Source organism: uncultured Azohydromonas sp. (genome assembly GCF_937926365.1).
Taxonomy (GTDB): Bacteria; Pseudomonadota; Gammaproteobacteria; order Burkholderiales; family Burkholderiaceae_C; genus Azohydromonas.
Window position 1 is genome coordinate 1 of sequence record NZ_CALAOH010000124.1, and the last position, 18,631, is coordinate 18,631.

The 18,631-nt window shown below is 68.2% G+C and carries 24 protein-coding genes and 2 pseudogenes; 23 read left to right on the plus strand and 3 right to left on the minus strand.

All coding sequences use genetic code 11. The features are described from left to right. Positions 1-193: 193 nt before the first annotated feature. Positions 194-1,027 carry a hypothetical protein gene (locus tag Q0741_RS12950; RefSeq protein ID WP_298233619.1) on the minus strand — a complete coding sequence of 278 codons (834 nt, stop codon included), beginning with the start codon at positions 1,025-1,027 and terminating at the stop codon, positions 194-196. 10 nt (positions 1,028-1,037) lie between these two features. Beyond that, complete coding sequence (locus tag Q0741_RS12955) at positions 1,038-1,715, minus strand: S24 family peptidase (RefSeq protein WP_298233620.1); 678 nt, start codon at positions 1,713-1,715, stop codon at positions 1,038-1,040. A gap of 102 nt (positions 1,716-1,817) precedes the next feature. Between Q0741_RS12955 and Q0741_RS12960 the strand changes: the two genes are divergently transcribed. Together Q0741_RS12960 and Q0741_RS12965 are read left to right on the plus strand one after the other, a co-directional pair. Continuing rightward, on the plus strand, positions 1,818-2,042 hold the full coding sequence (locus Q0741_RS12960; protein WP_298233621.1) for a Cro/CI family transcriptional regulator: 225 nt from the start codon (positions 1,818-1,820) through the stop codon (positions 2,040-2,042). A 34-nt stretch (positions 2,043-2,076) separates the two neighbouring features. Beyond that, entirely contained in the window at positions 2,077-2,436 is a 360-nt protein-coding gene (locus tag Q0741_RS12965) for a hypothetical protein (RefSeq protein WP_298233622.1), read from the plus strand. Here the strand turns inward: Q0741_RS12965 and Q0741_RS12970 are convergent. Further along, positions 2,423-2,671 carry a hypothetical protein gene (locus Q0741_RS12970; RefSeq protein ID WP_298233623.1) on the minus strand — a complete coding sequence of 83 codons (249 nt, stop codon included), beginning with the start codon at positions 2,669-2,671 and terminating at the stop codon, positions 2,423-2,425. The genes Q0741_RS12965 and Q0741_RS12970 overlap by 14 nt on opposite strands. Positions 2,672-2,757: 86 nt before the next feature. On the opposite strand from Q0741_RS12970, the gene Q0741_RS12975 reads away from it, so the two are divergent. The 21 genes and pseudogenes from Q0741_RS12975 to Q0741_RS13075 all read left to right on the plus strand — a co-directional run. Continuing rightward, positions 2,758-3,045 carry a hypothetical protein gene (locus tag Q0741_RS12975; protein WP_298233624.1) on the plus strand — a complete coding sequence of 96 codons (288 nt, stop codon included), beginning with the start codon at positions 2,758-2,760 and terminating at the stop codon, positions 3,043-3,045. Continuing rightward, positions 3,042-3,620 (plus strand): hypothetical protein, encoded by a 579-nt coding sequence (locus Q0741_RS12980; protein WP_298233625.1) that lies wholly within the window; start codon positions 3,042-3,044, stop codon positions 3,618-3,620. The genes Q0741_RS12975 and Q0741_RS12980 overlap by 4 nt, the downstream gene beginning before the upstream one ends. A 5-nt stretch (positions 3,621-3,625) precedes the next feature. Continuing rightward, on the plus strand, positions 3,626-3,832 hold the full coding sequence (locus Q0741_RS12985; protein WP_298233626.1) for a hypothetical protein: 207 nt from the start codon (positions 3,626-3,628) through the stop codon (positions 3,830-3,832). Positions 3,833-4,088: 256 nt separating this feature from the next. Next, on the plus strand, positions 4,089-4,280 hold the full coding sequence (locus tag Q0741_RS12990; RefSeq protein WP_298233627.1) for a hypothetical protein: 192 nt from the start codon (positions 4,089-4,091) through the stop codon (positions 4,278-4,280). Positions 4,281-4,282: 2 nt separating this feature from the next. Further along, positions 4,283-4,543 (plus strand): annotated as a pseudogene (locus Q0741_RS12995) (CHC2 zinc finger domain-containing protein); the annotation flags it as partial. Continuing rightward, on the plus strand, positions 4,541-5,332 hold the full coding sequence (locus Q0741_RS13000) for a DUF6371 domain-containing protein (protein WP_367184112.1): 792 nt from the start codon (positions 4,541-4,543) through the stop codon (positions 5,330-5,332). The pseudogene Q0741_RS12995 and the gene Q0741_RS13000, both read left to right, overlap by 3 nt. Positions 5,333-5,513: 181 nt before the next feature. Then, entirely contained in the window at positions 5,514-6,935 is a 1,422-nt protein-coding gene (locus tag Q0741_RS13005) for a VapE domain-containing protein (protein ID WP_298233628.1), read from the plus strand. A 396-nt stretch (positions 6,936-7,331) separates the two neighbouring features. Next, positions 7,332-7,922: a hypothetical protein gene (locus Q0741_RS13010; RefSeq protein WP_298233629.1), complete on the plus strand. Its 591-nt coding sequence runs from the start codon at positions 7,332-7,334 to the stop codon at positions 7,920-7,922. Further along, entirely contained in the window at positions 7,919-10,033 is a 2,115-nt protein-coding gene (locus Q0741_RS13015) for a terminase gpA endonuclease subunit (RefSeq protein WP_298233630.1), read from the plus strand. The genes Q0741_RS13010 and Q0741_RS13015 overlap by 4 nt, the downstream gene beginning before the upstream one ends. Beyond that, positions 10,034-10,429 (plus strand): hypothetical protein, encoded by a 396-nt coding sequence (locus Q0741_RS13020; RefSeq protein ID WP_298233631.1) that lies wholly within the window; start codon positions 10,034-10,036, stop codon positions 10,427-10,429. 81 nt (positions 10,430-10,510) lie between these two features. Continuing rightward, positions 10,511-11,116, plus strand: a complete 606-nt coding sequence (locus Q0741_RS13025; RefSeq protein ID WP_298233632.1) for a hypothetical protein — start codon at positions 10,511-10,513, stop codon at positions 11,114-11,116. After that, on the plus strand, positions 11,116-12,192 hold the full coding sequence (locus Q0741_RS13030) for an ImmA/IrrE family metallo-endopeptidase (RefSeq protein ID WP_298233633.1): 1,077 nt from the start codon (positions 11,116-11,118) through the stop codon (positions 12,190-12,192). Before Q0741_RS13025 ends, Q0741_RS13030 begins: the two co-directional genes overlap by 1 nt. Positions 12,193-12,325: 133 nt before the next feature. Further along, a complete protein-coding gene (gene gpW / locus Q0741_RS13035) occupies positions 12,326-12,541 on the plus strand; it encodes a gpW family head-tail joining protein (RefSeq protein WP_298233634.1) in 216 nt (71 codons plus the stop codon). Next, the gene (locus Q0741_RS13040) at positions 12,541-14,154 is read left to right on the plus strand and encodes a phage portal protein (protein ID WP_298233635.1); all 1,614 of its coding nucleotides are present in this window, start codon (positions 12,541-12,543) and stop codon (positions 14,152-14,154) included. Before gpW ends, Q0741_RS13040 begins: the two co-directional genes overlap by 1 nt. Further along, positions 14,151-15,452: a S49 family peptidase gene (locus tag Q0741_RS13045; protein WP_298233636.1), complete on the plus strand. Its 1,302-nt coding sequence runs from the start codon at positions 14,151-14,153 to the stop codon at positions 15,450-15,452. The genes Q0741_RS13040 and Q0741_RS13045 overlap by 4 nt, the downstream gene beginning before the upstream one ends. Positions 15,453-15,462: 10 nt before the next feature. Further along, complete coding sequence (locus Q0741_RS13050) at positions 15,463-15,828, plus strand: head decoration protein (protein ID WP_298233637.1); 366 nt, start codon at positions 15,463-15,465, stop codon at positions 15,826-15,828. Positions 15,829-15,844: 16 nt separating this feature from the next. Beyond that, a complete protein-coding gene (locus Q0741_RS13055; RefSeq protein ID WP_298233638.1) occupies positions 15,845-16,882 on the plus strand; it encodes a major capsid protein in 1,038 nt (345 codons plus the stop codon). A gap of 74 nt (positions 16,883-16,956) precedes the next feature. Continuing rightward, complete coding sequence (locus tag Q0741_RS13060; RefSeq protein WP_298233639.1) at positions 16,957-17,535, plus strand: N-acetylmuramidase family protein; 579 nt, start codon at positions 16,957-16,959, stop codon at positions 17,533-17,535. Continuing rightward, positions 17,528-17,896, plus strand: coding sequence for a hypothetical protein (locus Q0741_RS13065; protein WP_298233640.1), 369 nt, complete (start codon positions 17,528-17,530; stop codon positions 17,894-17,896). Before Q0741_RS13060 ends, Q0741_RS13065 begins: the two co-directional genes overlap by 8 nt. Positions 17,897-17,900: 4 nt before the next feature. Continuing rightward, complete coding sequence (locus Q0741_RS13070) at positions 17,901-18,194, plus strand: hypothetical protein (protein WP_298233641.1); 294 nt, start codon at positions 17,901-17,903, stop codon at positions 18,192-18,194. Next, positions 18,191-18,631: pseudogene (locus Q0741_RS13075) on the plus strand (hypothetical protein); the annotation flags it as partial. The gene Q0741_RS13070 and the pseudogene Q0741_RS13075, both read left to right, overlap by 4 nt.

Here is an 18,631-nt window from a genome sequence, read left to right on the forward strand (position 1 = left end):
AAGGTCCTGCGAAGTGCGTGCGTCGAACATGGCGCTCTCCTGGGAAAGGAGGGCGCCGGCGGGTCACGTGGGCCAGGGGAAGGGCCGGGAACCGGTCAGGGGTAGGACCGGCGGCGACCCGCCGGTCGCCCGCCAGCCGGGTGGGCTGGCGGGGAGAGTAAAGCAGTGCTTTAGGCCGAAGTCAAGCGGCGCTTTAGGGCTTTAGTTTTTCGCTGTAGATGACGGCGTCGGAGGTGGCGCAGACCAGGCCAACCAACGTCCCTGGGATGCCGAATCTTCTCGCCCTGCTTTCCACGGGGTACCTGATCGTCGCGCTGCTGTAGTAGGGCTCCCCCTCGATCACTTTGGGCTCCCTTACGGACATGACATACCCCAAGCGGATAGCCCGCCCTCTCAATGCGCGCGCGTCCTCGAGCGGAACGGGGCACTCGAATGGAAGCCGGGGATCGCCCAGTTTCGAGCGGAAGCGAGGGCCTGACAGAGCCTTCTTGGGGAACAGGAAGTAGAGGTCCTTGCGCTCTTCGGACCGCACGCGTGCCTTCGCGCCAAAGGCGTTGGTGCCGTCGTACTCACTGGTGTCCCTGAGCAAACTCGCGAACTCGCATGCGTACCCCTCTTTGAAGGGGTACTCACTCGTGCAGTGGATCGGATGGGCGCGAGCGTAGACCTGCCTGTCAGCGTCGTACTCCATGTTCGACATCTGGGGGAAGAACAGATACGCCGCGTCCAGCGAGATCGGGGCGATGAGCTCACCGCTGTTTGCGGTCCTGGTGGCAAACTCTGCCGAGGTCTCGTACTCGTCCTTCTCGAAATGCTTCATCTTGTCCTGAAGCATGGAGAAGAAGTGGCTCAAGTCCACGCCCTGGGCTGTTGGTGCGTCGAAGTCGAACTCCAGCGGCGCCCACGCCGGCACCTCTATGGCCGATGCAGGCTCGGCCTCTTCTGCCGCCTTGGCCTCGGGCGGGTTCTGTGGAGTACATGCCGCCACGGCCAACACGCAGGCAACGCTGACCCACTTCCTCCCCATGCCAGTTCCCTCAGCTCAGTCGATCAATTCGATTCCGCAGGTATACCTTGCCGCCGATCAGTGCCTCGGGCGGGAGCGGGAAAGCAGGGTAGAGCGCCGCGTTGGCGGACACCACATAGATCGCGCTGCCGCGATCCTGCAGGCCCTTGATCTGCTGCCCGTTACCGGTGTTGATGAGGTAGATGCCGTCGCCTTCGAAGGACGTGATCCCGGTGTCCACAATCAGGGTCTCACCAGGTTGGATGATCGGCAGCATCGAGTCACCGCGGCCGGTCACCAAGACGAGACGCCCAGGGGGCGGCACGAAACCCACCACCGACCGCAAGTAGGCCGGTCGGAAGTCCATTGAGCGGATTACCTCCGGGAAGTCCTCGTTCGTACGCCCATCCCCCATATCTGCCTCCCCCTCAAGCTGGTACACGCGGACATGATCACGGGCGGCACTCTCACGGTCTGAGATGTACACGGGGCCAGGTTCCCGGACGACGCGAACGTTCTCCGGCTCGTGCATGCCGAAATGGGAGAGAGGCTTGCCGGTCAGCTCGGCCAGGAGCGGCAAACGGTTCTTGTTGAGCTTGCCGGTCCGCAGCCAGCCTGACACGGCCTGTTCGGTGATGCCGAACGCGGCAGCGATCTCTTTCTGGGTGCGCCCGGACTCCTCGATTGCAGTCCGGATCGCGGCGGCCATGGATTGGGCGTCAAGCATCGCTTGATTGTGATTGCTCTAACTGGATGGGGGAATAAAGCGCCGCTTGACACACACTAAAGCGGCGCTTTAGTGTGTGCGCCCATGAACCCGATCAACGAAGCGGTTTCGGCATTTGAGGGCGGCCAGGCTGGTCTGGCTCGGTATCTGGGCGTGAGCCCGCAGGCCGTCAGCCAGTGGGTCACCGGGCGGCGCCCGGTACCGCCGAAGCATGCACTGGCCATCGAGCGCGCCACGGGAGTTCCCAGCGCTCAGCTGAGGCCCGACGTGTTCGGGGCACAAGAGCAGGGTGCCTCCCATGCCGCGTAACACCAGCTCCAGCCATCCCACCGGAGAAGCTCCCATGAACATCGTGGAACGGGCGCGCGTCGCCCTGCGCAACTGGATCAACAAGCCCAGCCAAGCCGAAGCCAAGCACTCCGCGGAGCAGCGGGCCGAGGGCCGAGAGGCCGCGCGGCGGGTACGGGAAGAGACCCTGCGCGACACGCTTAACCAGATCGGCACCGCCTTCGACCAGGAGGCGGAGTGGCAGCGCAACAAGGGTACGCAGTCGTACCAGCTGTGGCTGGAATCCCAGCGCGCCTGGGTACAGCGGTTGGAGGCTGAGGGCGCCCCCGGCGAACTCGACGTTCGCGGCCGGGCGCTGCTCCGGGCCAAGGTCGACGAGCGCCTCAGCCCCCTGGCGCTGGCTACGGCAGGTTGAGCAGCTTGCGCGCCTCGGCCTTGATCGCCGTGTTCAACACTCCGCCACCCAGGAACAGGCCGCCGTCGAACACGCTGGCCATGTCCTGTCTGGCCCGGGGGCTCAAGGTCTGCACGTATGCGGACACGCCTGAGATGGCCAGTTCCAGCGTCGCCAAGCGCTGCGTGAGCCCTTGCACCTTGAGCTCCAGGTGCTGCACGGCCTGCGCCGTCGCCAGTTGTTCGTCGTTGTTCATGCCGTCCTCCTCGCGGTTGGTTGCCTCGGTGGCACGACCAGCCTACCGCGGGGCGGGCGGCGCCTTCTCCAGTCGGGCGATGAGCAATGTCTGATTTGCTAGCCACCACGGTCGTTCCCTTGGACGGCGCCCTTGGCAACAGCGAGGTCGGCGTCCTGCTGGACGCGCCGGCGGCGGAAGCCGTCGAGGTCGAGGATCTTTGCCTCACCCCGGACGAGTGGCTGGCCCTGCGCCTGGCGCCGGCCGAACATCACCGCAACGACGCGGCTCCGGCCCGTGCGCATGTCGACCAGGCGCAGGGCATTGAGGGCAGGGCATGCGATCGGTGTCGTCATGCCGCGCATGCTGCGGCGCGGAAGGCGGTCGCCGCATGAAGCCCGTGCCTCAGTTTCTGCCGCCTCGCCAGTCGATCATCTACGCCTTCACCCGGCGGATGCTCGACGAGACTGGCGCGAACGCCAACAGCTTCGCCATGGCGCTGGCCGAGAAGTACCTGGCGCTGACCGCGCCGGACGTGCGCCAGGTGAAGTTCCGGCTGGGCGAGGGCGACGAGCTGATCGCCGCCATGCGCAACAACGGCCAGATCCTGCGCCGCTACATGGACGGCACGGTCAAGGTGCTGCCGGCGGATCTGGAAGACGCCTGGCTGCTGGCCCTGCCGCAGCCGTACCGCGACGAGTGCGAGCGCGCCCTGGCGGCGCGCCGTGGCCTGCTGGCCGTGCGCATGCCCGAGGGCCCGGCCTCCACGATGGGCTCGGTGGCCGAGCTGTTCCAGGGCTACAGCAAGCTGATGGAAGCGGTGGCCCCGGCGCTGGCCGATGGCCGGCTCGGCCCGGAAGACCGTGCCCACGCGCCGCGGATCAAGCAGGAAGGGCGCCGGGTTGTCGCCGCCGTGCTCAGCCTCGAGCACGAGCTGGACGTGGCCGTGTATGGCGAGGCCGAGGGTTGATCGCCATGGCCCGGGACACGCGCTGGATGCACCCGCCGGCCCGTCCCACCACCGCCACCCGGCGTGCCCTGGCCGGCATTGCCGCCGTGCTGGACGAGCCGGTGCGGGAGCGCTCCAGCGACGACCTGCTGGCCGAGCTGGAACAGCGGCGCATCGATGCGCAGGCTGCGACCGGCGGGCAGGGCGACCTGTTCCGCGGGAGGGCGTCCTGATGGCGCACCACGTCGTATGGGGTCACGGCCGCAGCTGGATCGTGCACCGCGTGGAGGACGACCGGATCACCTGGGCGTCGCGCTGGATGCCGACCCGGGCCCGGGCTCAGGCACTCGCCACGGCGCTAACCCCGCCCTCATCAGCGGCAGTTGGAACCCCGGATCGATCGCGCCAGCTGGGAGCATGTACCCCCATGACGACGCAACGAACCACAGTCGCCCCCCGGGGTGCCACCGCATGAGCGTAAGCAGGTGCATGGGACTGGCCATTGAGATCGCCCGCCGGCCGCGCAGTGAGTGGGCGGATGCGATCGCGCGCGTTCGGCCCCAGTGTCCGCACAGCGATTGCACGGGCGGCATCGGCTGCCAGCAGCGCATCCGGGAATACCTCCAGCTGCAGTGGCGGATGCTCGCCCGCCGCGAGGCGGGGAAAGGGGGCGGTCGGTGAGCCTGCACGCCCAAGTGGACATCCATGGCCTCAAGGCCCGAGTGGACCTGGTTGAGGTCGTGCGCCGCTATGTGCCCGCGCTGAAGAAGCAGGGCAGGGAGTGGCTCGGCCTCTGCCCCTTCCACGCGGAGAACTCCCCGTCGTTCTACGTCCTGCCGGCCAAGGGCTACGTGCATTGCTTCGGTTGCGGGGCGCACGAGGACGTCGTCGGCTTCCTGGCACGCATCACCGGCTGCACCTTCATCGAAGCCTGCCAGCAGCTGGATGGCCAGCAGTTCGCGACCGCTCGTGAGGGTGTCCGCGTCGAGGATCCAGCGCCGCTCGCCGGTACGTGGGTGCCAATAACGCCTGTTCCCGACAGCGCGCCGGATCTGATGGCCACCAACGGCTGGACGGTACGGCTGTGGAATCCCAAGTCGGGGAAGCTGCGGGCGATGAAGCCCTCGCGAGTGGATCCCTACCGCGACGCGGAGGGCCGACTGCTGGGCTACGTCCTTCGTGCGGACACCACCGACCGCAACACCGGCAAGGCCAAGAAGTGGACCCCCACGGTGACCTGGTGCGCCGGGCCAGATGGAAAGCAGCAGTGGTGCCTGCAGCACTGGCCGGCGCCGCGGCCGCTGTGTGGTCTGGATGCGCTGTCGGCCAAGCCTGACGCACCGGTGCTGATCGTCGAGGGCGAAAAATGCCGCGCGGCTGGCGCTGGCGCGTGGCCACAGTACGCGGTCGTGACGTGGCCGGGCGGCAGCAATGGACTGGCCAAGGTGGACTGGCGGCCGCTCGCCGGCCGCGAGGTTGTGCTGTGGCCGGACGCCGACGAGCCGGGCCTCAAGGCCATGGTCGGGTGGAGCAACGACGCCGGTCGCAGCGTGGCCGGGGTGGCGGCGTACGCCGCCCGTGTTGGGGTTCGCTCCATCCGTCTGGTGGATACGGCCGGGCAGGCGCGCGGCTGGGACGTTGCGGACGCCCTGGAGGTAGATGGCTGGACTCCCCGACAGCTGGCGGCCTGGGCCGCCGCCCGCGTGGTCGACGTGACCGTGGTGCGGGCATGAGGTCCGAGGGCACGCAGCTGGACCTGATGCGCCACGCGCCAGCCGAACTTGCGCGCGCGTGCCGGGTGGCAGCGGAGACCGCCCTGATCAACCCATACGAATCACAGGCCGACCGCCAGGCGCGTGCGGCCGCATATCTGGCCGAGGCGGCGCGCCTTGGGCAGCTGGAGCAACACCGGGGATGAGCGTGCCGAAGCGCAAGAGTATGACCGTCATCGACGGCGGCAAATCGACAGGGGGTAGTGCAGGCGGGGGCGGGACCGGCGGAGACCGGCCGGACGACTCCTGGCGCGATGCGCTCACCTTCACCCGCGACGGCAATGTCGAGGGGAAGCTGCACAACCTGATGCTGATCATGGAGAACGATCCGCGCCTGGCTGGGCTGTGGTGGCTCAACGAGTCCAGCAACCAGATCGAGCTGACCCGGGATGCGCCGTGGCGGGGCGGCAATCGCCGCGAGTTCGTCGATGCGGACGCGTATGAGCTGGCCGCATGGCTGCAGAACCCCGGCACCTACGCGGCCAACTGCAGCGATGACGGCGTGCTCAAGGCAGTGGTGGCAGTGGCCAGGCGCTACCGCCGACACCCGATCCGCGAGTACCTCACGGCCCTGAAGTGGGACGGCACACCGCGCGTAGAAAGCATGCTGGTTGACCTGTTTGGGGCGCCGGACAACGCCTACAGCCGGCGCGCAGCGCTGTGTTTCGCGGTGAGCGCGGTAGCGCGCATCCTGTGGTTCGACCCGAAGCAGCCCGCCGTGGGTGCCCAGGTGGACTTCATGCTGGTGCTGGAAGGTGAGCAGGGCAAACGCAAGTCCAGCGCCCTGCGTGCCCTGTTCGGCAGCGACTGGTTCGTGGAAACCAGCGAGTCGCCGACTGGCAAGGACTTCTACCAGGTGATCCAGGGCGTCTGGGGTGTCGAGATCGGCGAGATGGACTCGTTCGGCAAGGCCGACGTCACCGCGGTCAAGACGGCCATCACCCGGCGCGTGGACAAGTTCCGTGCTCCCTATGAGCGGGTGCCCCGATCCTACCGACGCGAGTGCGTGTTCGCCGGCACCACCAACGAGCACCAGTACCTGCGCGACCCCACCGGTGGCCGACGCTTCCTGCCCGTGCGGACCGAAGGCGACGTGCGGCTGGACCTGATCGTGGAGCTGCGGGACCAGCTGTGGGCCGAGGCCGTGCATCTGTTCGACCAGGGCTTCAGCTGGTGGGAGTTGCCGGCGGAGGCCTCCGAGGAGCAGGAAGCCCGCTACATGAGCGACAGCTGGGAGGACCGAATCCTCCGCTGGCTCGCCGGCAAGATGCCGGGCGAGAACGCCTACCCGCCGCGCGTCGGGGTGGGGTGGGGTGAGTTCGCCGAGTGGACGACCACCGACGAGCTGCTGCGCTACGCGATCGGCGCGGACGCATCCAAGCATGGCAAGCCGGAGCAGATGCGCATCTCCGCCGTCATGAAGCGCCTGCACTGGCGCAAAGAGCGGCGTCTGGTCGAGGGGCTGCGGATCTACGTCTGGGAGCCGACCGCGGCCGCAGAGCGGCCACAGGCAGCCGCCAGGCCGATCAACGCGATGGAGGGCGACGATGACCCGCCGTTCTGATCGATTGCCCAACCTGCCCAACCTCTGCCCAACCTCGCTGCCCAACCTCAGCCCTTGTGCCGTGGGGGTCTGCCCAACCTGCCTAACTTTTCGGCCTCGCGCGTACATGTACTGCACCGATTTGCACGATCTAGAAAACTCAAAACAGGTTAGGCAGGTTGGGCAGGTTGGGCAGAGCCTTGCGCCGCAAGGGATTCCGGCTGCCCAACCTCTGCCCAACCTCGCCCGAGGTTGGGCAGTGCCGTGTTCCACGGGAATCCGGCGTCACCAGGCAGGTGCGGCGGGGACGAGGGCATGGGTCCTCCCGGCACCCGCGCGCACTGCGGGTAGCAAGGCCGCAATTTGCGTGCATCTTCCCGTTCCGGGTTTGGTTCCGTTGGTACCGGGTGGTTCCGCATGAGTTCCGGAACTGACCAGGCCTACATGTCCACGGCGGAGTACGCCGCGCACCGCGGCTGCAGTGACTCTTTCGTCCGCCGCCTGCGCCGCGAGGGCAAGCTTGTTTGCGACGGCCGGCGGATCCACGTGGCGGAAAGCGACCGGCTGCTGGCCAACATCACCGACCCTGTGCGTGGTGGCGATCGCACGCAGCCAGCGGGGGGCGCGGCGAGTCGCGCTGCAGCGGCGGACGAGGTGCAGGAGGCGATCCGCCGCGAGCGGATGGCCAAGGCCCGCTTGGCGGAGCTGGAGCTTGGCGAGGCGGCGAAGGAACTGGTGCGCGCCGAGGGCGTGCGCCGCGCGGTTTTCACGCTGGCGCGTGACGCGGTCAACAGCTTGCAGGGCATGCGTGGTCGCTTGCGCGACCGGCTGGCAGCGACCTCCGACCCTCGCGAGGTAGACCGGCTGCTGGAGGAAGAGATCGTCGCCCTCTGCTCGCGCATGCGCGAGTCGGCGAAGGCACTGGGAACCGACGCGGCGCCGGCGCCCGCAGGCCCAGACGCGGACGCCGTGGACGCCCCTGAGGCTGACGTGGAGGATGCCGAGTGAGCCTGGACATGTTCGCCATGGACGTGCCGCTGCCGTGCGCCGAGGGGCTGGTCCGCGACGCCTGGGAAGAAGGCTGGACCCTGCCGGAACGCCTGGACGTCTCGGACTGGGCTGACAAGCACCGCGTCATCGCGAAGGGCGCGGGCGCCGAGCCGGGGCAGTGGGTCACCGACCGCCATCCGCCGCTGCGCGAAATCATGAACTGCCTCAGCGAGCACAGCCATGTGCGGCTCGTGGATTTCATGAAGAGCGCGCAGGTCGGCGCCACGGAGATCGGCATCAACTGGGCGGGCTACGTCATCGACCGCGGCCTGGACTCGATGATCGTGGCCCAGCCGGTGAAGGAGCTGGCGAAATCCTGGACCACCAGCAAGTTCGACCCCGCCATCGTCGAGATGCCGGAGCTGCTGGCCAAGCTGGACGCCGACAACACCTTCGAGAAGCGGTTCCCCGGCGGGACCATGTGGGTCATCTGGGCGAACTCGTCCAAGCAGCTTCGCCAGCGCACGGCCCGATACATCTTCGCCGACGAGGTGGACGAGTACCCGCGCGACATCGGAGGGCAGGGGCCGGCGGACCAGCAGCTGGCCGCCCGCGGCATGTCATACGGTGAGCGCGCCAGGGTGTACCGCGCGTGCACGCCCACCATTGCCGGCGCCAGCGCGATCGAGGCGGGGTTCCTGGAGGGCGACCAGCGCTACTACCACGTGCTGTGCCCGCATTGCGGCGGTGAACAGGTGCTCGAGGTGGAGCGCCTGACGCCGCGCGGCACCTTCGCCTGTGCGGTCAACGGCTGCGAGATCGAGGAGCACCACAAGACCGAGATGTTCCGCGAGGTCGGTTACGGCGGCACGGCGCGCTGGGTACCGCACAACTCGTCCGCGCCGGACTGGCATCGCAGCTACCACCTGTGGGCTGCCTACTCGCCGCTGGGCCTTGGCCTGTCGTGGCGCAACATCGCCGACAAGCGGGCCGAAGCCGAGCGCAATCCTGAGCTGGCTGCCGGCTTCCGCAACCTGGTGCTGGGGATCACCTTCGAGGGCGACCGACAGGAGCAGGACGCGGACGTGGTGGCGACGCTGGCTGAGCCCGGCGTGCACCGCGGCACCGTGCCGCATGGCGGCCTGGTGCTGAGCGCTGGCGTCGACTTCCAGCACGACCGGGCAGAGGTGCAGATCATCGCCACCGGGCGCGGCCAGCGTCGGTGGGTGGTGGACTACCAGGTGGTCGACCTGGATCCGACGTTGCCGGAGACCTATGTCGCCCTGGACGAGCTTCTCCAGGGCACCTGGCGCACCCGGCAGGGCGTGGACATGCCGATCAGCGCGGTGGCGCTCGACGGCGGCAACTGGACCGAGATGGTGGCGCAGTTCGTGAAGCGGCTGGTCGGCAGCTCCGGCTCTGCCCGCGTGCTGAAGACGTCTGCCGGATTCGTGAAGCAACACCTCTACCTGGTACGCGGCCGTGCCGAGAGGCAGTCGGACCGGGCCGTCTACCGCCCGAAGAAGACCGAGATCAACCAGCGGGAGAAGACCATCGCGCGGAGCGTGGGCGTCTGGGGCGTCGGCACGTCGGTGCTCAAGCACATGGTGTGGGGCTGGCTGAACGCCGCGATCGCGGCGCGGGACAGCGCCCAGGAGCAGGGCGAGGCGGAGGATCTGTCTGCGCGCATGCTGCGCTTCCCTGGCGGGCGTGGCGACGCAAAGCCTGATCCGTTTAACCCGGACCCCGGTGCGCTACTGGAGACGTACTGGAAGGGGCTGACCTGCGAATACTACGACCAGGACGCCGGCCGGTGGATCGCTCCGAAGGGTGCCCGCAACGAGCCGCTGGACACGCTGGTGTACGCGGTCTGGGCCTCCCTGGCGCCGGCCATCAAGGCCGACGCGATGCGCGACAGCCAATGGGAGGCGCTGGAGGCGGTGTACCAGCCAGTGGCGCCTGATCTCTTCAGCGGCTTTGCGCCGGAAGCGGACGGCGGAGCCGCGGCCGAGAAACTCGGCTCCGATTCCCGTGGAACATCACAGCCCGCCGCGCAGGTTGCGGCGAGGCCGCCTGTCGCCCCGCCGCCGCGCTGGCAACGGGGCATGCGAAGCAAGGGGGTGCAGTAGATGGCCAACCTGAAACAGGTCGACGCAAGGCTGCGGGTCTGGGCCGCGGCGCTGGTTGGCGACCAGGTGCAGCGCTCCGCGCGAACGGGTGGCGAGCGCATCGACGCGCTTCCGGATCAGCTGCAGGCCGCGATCGAAGTGATGGAGGTGGAGACGCTGGTCCAGCGCATGGAGCGGTCTGGGCGCTGGAAGGAGGGCAGGGTGCTACGGACCGAGTACATGCTGGCCGGCCTGCCGGAGCGGGAGAGGCTGGCATACCTCAGTCGCAACGGCGCGGCCATGAGTCGCACGAGCTACTACGCCTATCTCACCAGTGCTAAAGCCTACGTTGAAGGTGCTCTCAGCTCCGCCCCTGCAGCGCCCGGGGCGTCCATTCGCATGGGTATGGTCGGGTGAAGTAGGCGAAACTGGGGTTCTTGCGCTCGGTGGAATATATGTGGTTATATTTTGCCGACCAGATTGCAGTCGAGGCAGCGAGTGAGCGGACAAGCCGAGGTTGAAGCCGTTTTGGAACCCTACGTCGGCGCGCTGCGTCAGATTGTCCTGGAGGCTTGGGCGCAATGGATGGCAAGCGATAAGCCCGCCCGCTGGTTAATGAAGCGGAGTCGTGCATCGTTCGTCTGGGAGGAGATGATTGAAGCGGCTCACCGCCTCCTGGGGTCAGACCCGAGGGTCACGATCATCCGTAAGCACGAAACCTTCTACTTCGTGCTTGACGGACGCTTTGCGTTCCGGTTCAAGCATTGTGACCAGGATGGCTTTACGAGCAACTATCCGACTCAGGCAGCGCTGGACTTCCACGATCAAGCGGAGGGGCTGAGTGGCATCCCAACGGCATTGAAGTTTGAAGTGGGGTACGTCCTCAACCCGACAGAGACCGCAGTGGCCGACATCAGGGTCGTGGCGCGACGCGGGTCCGTAGTCGACTGGCAGTTCTCGATCCTCAACCGTGGTGAGGCCGCTACGCCTGTCACTGCTTTGCCCATCGCACCCACGCCTGCCGCACCGCCTGTCGCTTCGCGCAAGCCGCTCGTTCGCGTAAAATCCCGCGCCGCAGAAGAGAAGCAGTCTGAGAAGTCGTGATGAACAGCCCGGTCGCTAATCCGGCGGTAGTGAAGGTTGCGCGGCAGGCAAGGGGGCTCAGTCAGGCACAGCTCGCCGATCAGGCGGACGTAAGTCAGGCCGCGGTGTCCAAGCTGGAAGCCGGGATCATGCAACCCACCGCGGAGTTGATTGAAAAGCTCGCGGGCGTGCTTTCGTTCCCGGTGACTCTGTTCTATGAAACAGACCCCATTTTTGGGGTGCCTGTGAGCGTGAGCTACAGGAAGCGGGCGAGCGTAGGGGCTCGGGCTATCGATCGGCTGGAGGCGGAGATAAATCTCCGCCTGATGCATCTACGGCGCCTCCTGAGTTCGATCGAGCATGTGCCGGAGCTTCCCTTCCCAGAACTCGACGTCGATAGTTTTGGGGGGAGCGGGACGCGAGTTGCGCAGCTGGTGCGTCAGCACTGGGGGGTGCCAAGCGGGCCGCTGATCGACCTCACGTCACTGGTGGAGCGTGCCGGGTGCATCGTGCTCCCGTGCGAGTTCGAGAGTCTGGGTGTTGACGGTCTGACTCTGCGGCCCCCTGGACTGCCAGTGTGTATCTTCCTCAATTCGAGCATGCCTGGTGACCGTCAAAGGTTCACCCTTGCGCACGAGTTGGGGCACGCAATCATGCATCGTTTGCCCAGCGCAGAGATGGAGCAGCAGGCGGATGACTTCGCAGCTGAGATGTTGATGCCCGCACGGGACATGATTGATGCATTTGCAAGCGGGATCAGTCTGGCTCGTCTTGCTGCGTTGAAGCCTATCTGGCGCGTCTCGATGGCTGCGCTGCTGTACCGAGCAAAGGCGCTGGGCTGTATATCGACCCCCCAAAGTCAGGCCCTCTGGCGGCAGATGAGTGCGCTTGGCTATCGGCGCCAGGAGCCACCGGAGACGGCTGTACCTGCCGAGCGGGCGACGGTATTCGCAGATATCTTGCGGGCGTACCGTGAGGAGCTGGGCTATAGCCTGTCCGAGTTGGCTCAGCTGCTCCACATGCACGCCGACGAACTTCGAGGTAAGTACGGCTTGATAGATAAGCCCCCTGCCGTTCACCTGCGACTGGTGAAGTAGCTTCGGGTGTTGCGTCCGGACATTGCATGACAAGAATGGGTAAGCGGCGAGGTAGCCGCTGCCCAGCGAAGCCCCGCCATCGTGCGGGGCTTCTTTCTTTTGGAGCCCCGGTCGTCCCGCCGCCGGAGCGCTCATGGCCACCCTGCAGGAACAACTCGCCGAAGCCGAAGCAGCACGCCACAAGCTGCTGACGGGCACGGCGCGTGTGTCCTTCCGCCATGGCGACCGCCAGGTGGAGTACAGCAAGACCGACCTCGCGGCGCTGGAAAGCTACATCGCGGAGCTGCGCCGCCGTATCGCCGGCCGCATGCCCCTGCGCCGGCGCATCAGCTACGTGGTGCCGTACTGATGGGTGCCGCCGCCGTCGCCAAGGAACGCCTGCTGGGGGCCGTCGGCCAGGACCGGGCCCTGCGCGCTGGCATCCAGGTGGCGCTTGCCGCGGCCCAAGGCACCGCCCAGGCCAGCGCAGCAGACCTGCAGGGCACCCGGTGGCGTGGCGCCTCGCGCACGCTGCGCAGCCTGCAGGCGTGGAACGCCCCGGTGGGCAGCGGCACCAGCGATCTTGCCGGCCACGAGCTGGTGACCCTGCGCGCACGTAGTCGCGACGCCTTCCGCAACTTCCTGGTCGGCCGCGCCGCGATCCTCCGGAGCCGCACGGCGATCGTCGGGACCGGGCTGGTGTGCCGTCCCAGCGTGGATGCCGAGACGCTGGGGCTGACGGCCGATGAGGCCGAGGCCTACAACACCCGCCTGCGCACCCACTGGGAGCGCTGGGCGGAGGAGCCGCAGGAATGTGACGCGGAGGCGACGCACGACATCTACGGCCTGCAGGCGCTGGCCCTGATGTCGGCCATGGCCAGCGGCGACGTGTTCGCCCTGACTCCGTACGCGGTGCGCGAGGGAGGCGTCGCCGGGCTGAAAGTGCAGCTGGTGGAGGCCGACCGGGTCAGCAACCCGAACGACGGCCCGGACACGCCCGCGTGCGTCGATGGCATCGCCGTGCAGGGGCCCGAGCCCGTCGGCTGCTGGGTGCGCAACACCCACCCAGGTGACCGCATCGACATGCGGATGCCGCGATGGCAGTACTACCCGTTCTTCGGCGCCGAGACCGGCCGCCGGCGCGTCCTGCACATCTGGAACGACAAGGAGCGACCGGGCCAGGTGCGGGGTGCGCCCTACCTGGCGCCGGTGCTGGAGCCGCTGAAGCAGCTTGAGCGGTACGGCGACGCCGAGCTCATGGCGGCGGTCATCTCGGCCATGTTCACCGTCTTCATCGAGCGCGACAAGGAAGCGTTCGATGACCAGGGCAATGCGCTGGGGCCGTTCAGCGGCGACGCAGGTGCCAACGGCGACATCGCCCTGGGCAATGGCGCGGTGGTGGACCTGGCACCCGGCGAGAAGGCCAAGGACACCAACCCCGCACGGCCGAACGTCAACTTCGACCCGTTCTTCGTGGCGGTGACAAAGCAGATCGGCGCGGCGCTGGAGATCCCGCTGGACGTGCTGCTGCTGCAGTTCAACAGCAGCTACTCCGCCGCCCGCGCGGCGATGCTGGAGGCGTGGCGCTTCTTCAATCTTCGTCGGTGGTACCTCGTTCAGCAGTTCTGCCAGCCCCTGTACGGCCTGCTGATCGACGAGGAAGTGGCAGCGGGCCGCCTTGTGCTCTCCGGCTACAGCGACCCGATCCGGCGCCGCGCCTGGACGCGCGCCCTGTGGATCGGCCCCGCCCGCGGCTCGATGGACGAGCACAAGGAAGCCAACGCCGCCAAGACCCGCATCGAGATCGGCGTCAGCAACGAAGCAATGGAAACCGCCGCGATGAACGGCGAGGACTGGCACACCGTCTACGGCCAGCGCGTGCGCGAGATCCGCCAGCGCCAGGCCGACGGCATCTGGGTGCCGCCCGCGACGAGCCAGCCCGCCACTTCCGAGCCGGCCACGGCGCAAGGAGACACCGAATGATCGACGCCCTGCAGCTCGCCTCGGCCCGCCCGTGGGTGATCCAGCCCGAGTCGCTGGAAACCATCCTGGCCGTGGCCGAGCGCTTCGGAGATCCTCAGGCCCTGCAGGCAAAGCTCGGGCGTCCGCTCGACAACACCCGCAGCGTCGTCGTGCGCGACGGCGTGGCGGTCATCCCGGTCACCGGGCCGATCTTCCGCTACGCTAACCTCTTCACCGAGATCTCCGGTGCCACCAGCACCGGCATGCTGGCGCGCGACATCCAGACCGCGCTGGACAACCCGTACGTGACGGCCATCGTCCTGGAGATCAACTCCCCCGGCGGCGAGGCCACCGGCATCAACGAGCTGGCCAAGCTCATCCACGCCGGCCGGCAGCGCAAGCGCATCGTGGCCTACGGCGACGGCAGCGTAGCAAGCGGCGCCTACTGGCTGGCAGCGGCCGCCACCGAGCTGGTGGTCGACGAGACCGCCGCGCTGGGCTCCATCGGCGTGGTCATGTCGTATCAGGACACCCGCCGCCGCGACGAAAAGGCCGATGTGCGCGTGGTGGACATCGTGTCCAGCCAGTCGCCGGACAAGCGCATCGATCCCAACACAGACGAGGGTCGCGCCAAGGTGCAGGCCCTGGTCGACTCCCTGGCCGAGGTGTTCGTCTCGGCCGTGGCCAGCTACCGCGGCGTCACCGTCGACAAGGTGCTGGCCGACTTTGGCCAGGGCGGCCTGCTGATCGGCCGCGCAGCCGTCAGTGCCGGCATGGCTGACCGCATCGGATCACTGGAATCCGTGATCGCCGAGCTTGCCGGTTCCGCAAGCACGCCCAAGAGGACCACCCGCATGAGTTCCACCGACAACGGGCAGGTGACGGTCACGAGTACCGCCGACCTGCGAAACGCCCTGGCTGCGGGCAAGACCGCCGACCAGATTGTCATCGCCAGCAACGACGACGCGATCGCCGCGGCCCGGGCCGAAGGCGAAGCGGCCGGCAGGCAGACCGCCGTGGCCGAGGCCGTGGCAGCCGAGCGCACCCGCATCGCGCAGATCCAGGCCATGGCGCGCTCCGGATTCGACGCGGAGCTGCGCACCGCGATCGATGAGGGCCACACGCCCGAGGCCTTCGCCATGACGCTGCTGCGCACCGCGCAGGACCGCGGCATCACCCTCGACGCGATCCGCAAGGACGCACCGCCGGCCGCGCCCCATGCCCGTGCCGCAGACGACAACGGCGGCCAGCCGGCGGTGCGGCTGTCGGCAAGCAGCATTTACGACAAGCGCCGGCAGGCTGCCGCGCCCACCAAGTAAGGACCCCGACATGACCACCCTGACCGAACAGAACCGCACCGGCGACTTCCTGCTCTCGGAGGCCAACGGCAGCTACTCGCGCGAGAACGAGATCCTTGCCGCCGGCCAGCATCTCCAGGCCGGCACCGTCGTGGCGCGGCTCACCGCCACCGGAAAGTTCACCGCCCTGGCGCCGACTGCCGAGACCGGTGCCGAGGACGCCGCCGGCATCCTCCTGGCCACCACCAACGCCACCGACGCCGACACCGCCGTGGTGGTGGTGAGCCGCGCCGCCGAGGTGAAGGCCGACGCGCTGGTGTGGCCTGCCGGCATCACCACCAACCAGAAAACCGCCGCGATTGCCCAGCTCGCCGAGCTGGGCATCGTCCTGCGCTGAACCGGGGACCCCGACCATGACCGACCTGACTCTCGACGTCTTCAACCAGGACGCCTTCAGCGCTGTCTCGCTGACCGACGCCATCAACAATGTTCCCTTCGTCCCCGGCCGTGCTGGCCAGGTGGCCGGCTGGGAGGAAGAGGGCATCACCACCACCTCGATCATGATCGAGGAGGAAGCGGGTGAGCTGAAGCTCGTCGACCCGACCCCGCGCGGTGGTCCCGGCCAGCCCGGCAGCGCGCCCAAGCGCAATGCCCGTAGCCTGATCGTCCCGCACTACCAGGTGGACGACTTCATCCTGGCCGACAGCGTGCAGAACGTGCGTGCCTTCGGCCAGACCGGCGTGCTCGAGGTGCTGCAGGAGCGCGTCAACGCCCGCCTGCGCAACCACGTCGCATGGCGTCTGGACCCGACCCTGGAGCACCAGCGTGTCGGCGCCATCAAGGGCGTGATCCTCAACGGTGACGGCTCGGTGCTCTACAACCTGTTCACCGAGTTCGGCGTGTCGCAGGAGGCGGAGGTCGACTTCGACCTGGACAACGCGAACCCCGCCGAAGGCGCCCTGCGCAAGAAGTGTGCGGACGTCGTGCGCAAGATCTCCAACAACCTCGGTGGCGTCGCCGTCGGCGCGATCCACGCCCTGGTCGGCAACGCCTTCTTCGATGACCTGCTCTCCCATCCGGAGGTGCGTGAGTCGTACAAGGCCACCGACATGGCCTCGGTGCTGCGGACCGGCTACGTCACGCCGACCGGCACGGTGTTCGGCGCCTTCGAGTTCGGCGGCATCGTCTGGGAGAACTACAAGGGCGCGGTGGGCGGCACCCCGTTCATTGGCGCCGATGCCGCGCACATCTTCCCCATTGGCGTGCCCGGCCTGTGGCGGACGATCTACGCGCCGGCCGATTACGAGGAGACGGTCAACACCGTTGGCCTGCCGCGCTACGCGAAGCAGTACTCGTCGCCCAACGGCAAGGGCCGCCATCTGGAAGTGCAGATGAACGCCATCAACTACTGCACTCGCCCGAAGGCCCTCATCAAGGGCAAGCGGACCTGACCGCCCGCCGCCGCACGCAGATGCCCGGGTGGCGCGTGCGGCGGCGGGCTTTCTACTGAACAGCAGGAGCACCCATGTCCAAGCGACTCACCACTGCCGACTACCAGCGCGCCGCAACGGCGCTGGGCGTCGACGTGGCCGCCGTTCGCGCGGTGACCACGGTGGAGGCGCGCGGCCGGGGCTTCCTCGACTCGGGCGAGCCGGTGATCCTGTTCGAGCGCCACGTGTTCCACCGGCTCACCAGCGGCTTCTACAGCGCCAAGCACCCGGACGTCAGCAACGCCAAGCCGGGCGGCTACGGCCCGGAGTCCCAGCAGCACGCCCGCCTGCAGAAGGCGGCGGCCCTGGACCGCAACGCGGCCCTCATGTCGGCGAGCTGGGGCCTGTTCCAGATCATGGGCTTCAACCACGCAGCGGCCGGGCATCCGACGCTGCAGGGGTTCATCAACGCCATGTACCGCGACGAGGGCGCACACCTCGACGCGTTCGTGGCCTGTGTGCGCACCCAGCCCCTCATGCACCGGGCCCTGGTCGCGCGCGACTGGGCGGGCTTCGCTCGCCGCTACAACGGCCCGGACTACCAGGCCAACGCCTACGACACGCGGCTCGCCGTCGCGTACGCACGTGCAAAAGGGGAGGCAAGCCATGCGTGACGAGACGATCGCGCTCGGGAGCCAGGCGGTGGCGGGCGGCAGCGCCGCGGCCGCCACGGTGGCGTCGTCGCTCGGACTCACCTGGCTGGCGGTGGCAGCGGCCATCGTCGGCGCCGTGGCCGCGCTGCACTTCGAGCCGGAGCACGTGCCGGCCCGCGTGCCGCGCCTGATCTTCGGCGTGCTGGCCACGGGCGTGGCCGCCGCGCTGGTGGCGGTGGCCGCACCGCATTTTCCCGGCTTCGGCTGGAGCGGGGAGGTGCCCATCGAGGTGCGCGCCGGCCTGCTCGGGCTGTCGCTGCGGTACCTCATCGATTGGGGCAAGCGCCTCACCGGCGCCACGCCCAGGAAGGCGGAGGGCTGAGCCCATGGCACACGTCTGGGTCTGGATGTTCGTGATCTCCGCCGTGCTCACGGCCCTGGCCTCGCTGGCCACGATGCTGATGACCCCGCGGCCAACCTGCGGCCGCGACCACGTGCAGCAACTGGCGCGGCTGGGGGTGTTCGCCGGCGGGCTGATGGCCGCCTCCCGCGTGCTGGGCGAGCAGGGCGCCTGCGTCACCTGGGAGCGGACCCTGCTGATGGTTTCACTGGCCGCGCTCTACGGCGTGCAGATGCTCCACGAGATCCGCCGCCACCGGCGGCAGGGGGCCTGCGCGTGATCCCGCTGCCGGCCAACCTCCTTGCCCGCTTCGCCCTCCTCGCCGGCGTCGCCCTGGCGCTGTGCGCCCTCATGTGGTGGGTGGCCGGCAAGCCGCGCGCCGAGCTGGCCGCCGAGCGCGCCGCCCACGCCACCAGCCGCGCCGAGCACGCGCAGGTGCTCGCCCGCCTGGCCACGGCCACGGCGGAGGTCGCGCGAAAGGCGGCCGCGGCCCGTGTCACCTATGCCGAAGCCAAGGCCACGGCCGAATCCGACTACAACAAGGGGGTCGCCGATGCGTACGAGCGTGGTCGCGCTGCTGCTGCTGGTATTGCTGCCGGCACTGTCCGCGTGCGGGAAGTCTGGCGTGACTGTCCGGCAGCCCCTGCCGGGCAAGGCACCGGACCTGCTGGAAGGCCTGCCGACGTCTCTGCAGACCGAGGCGAAGCTATCGGCCGA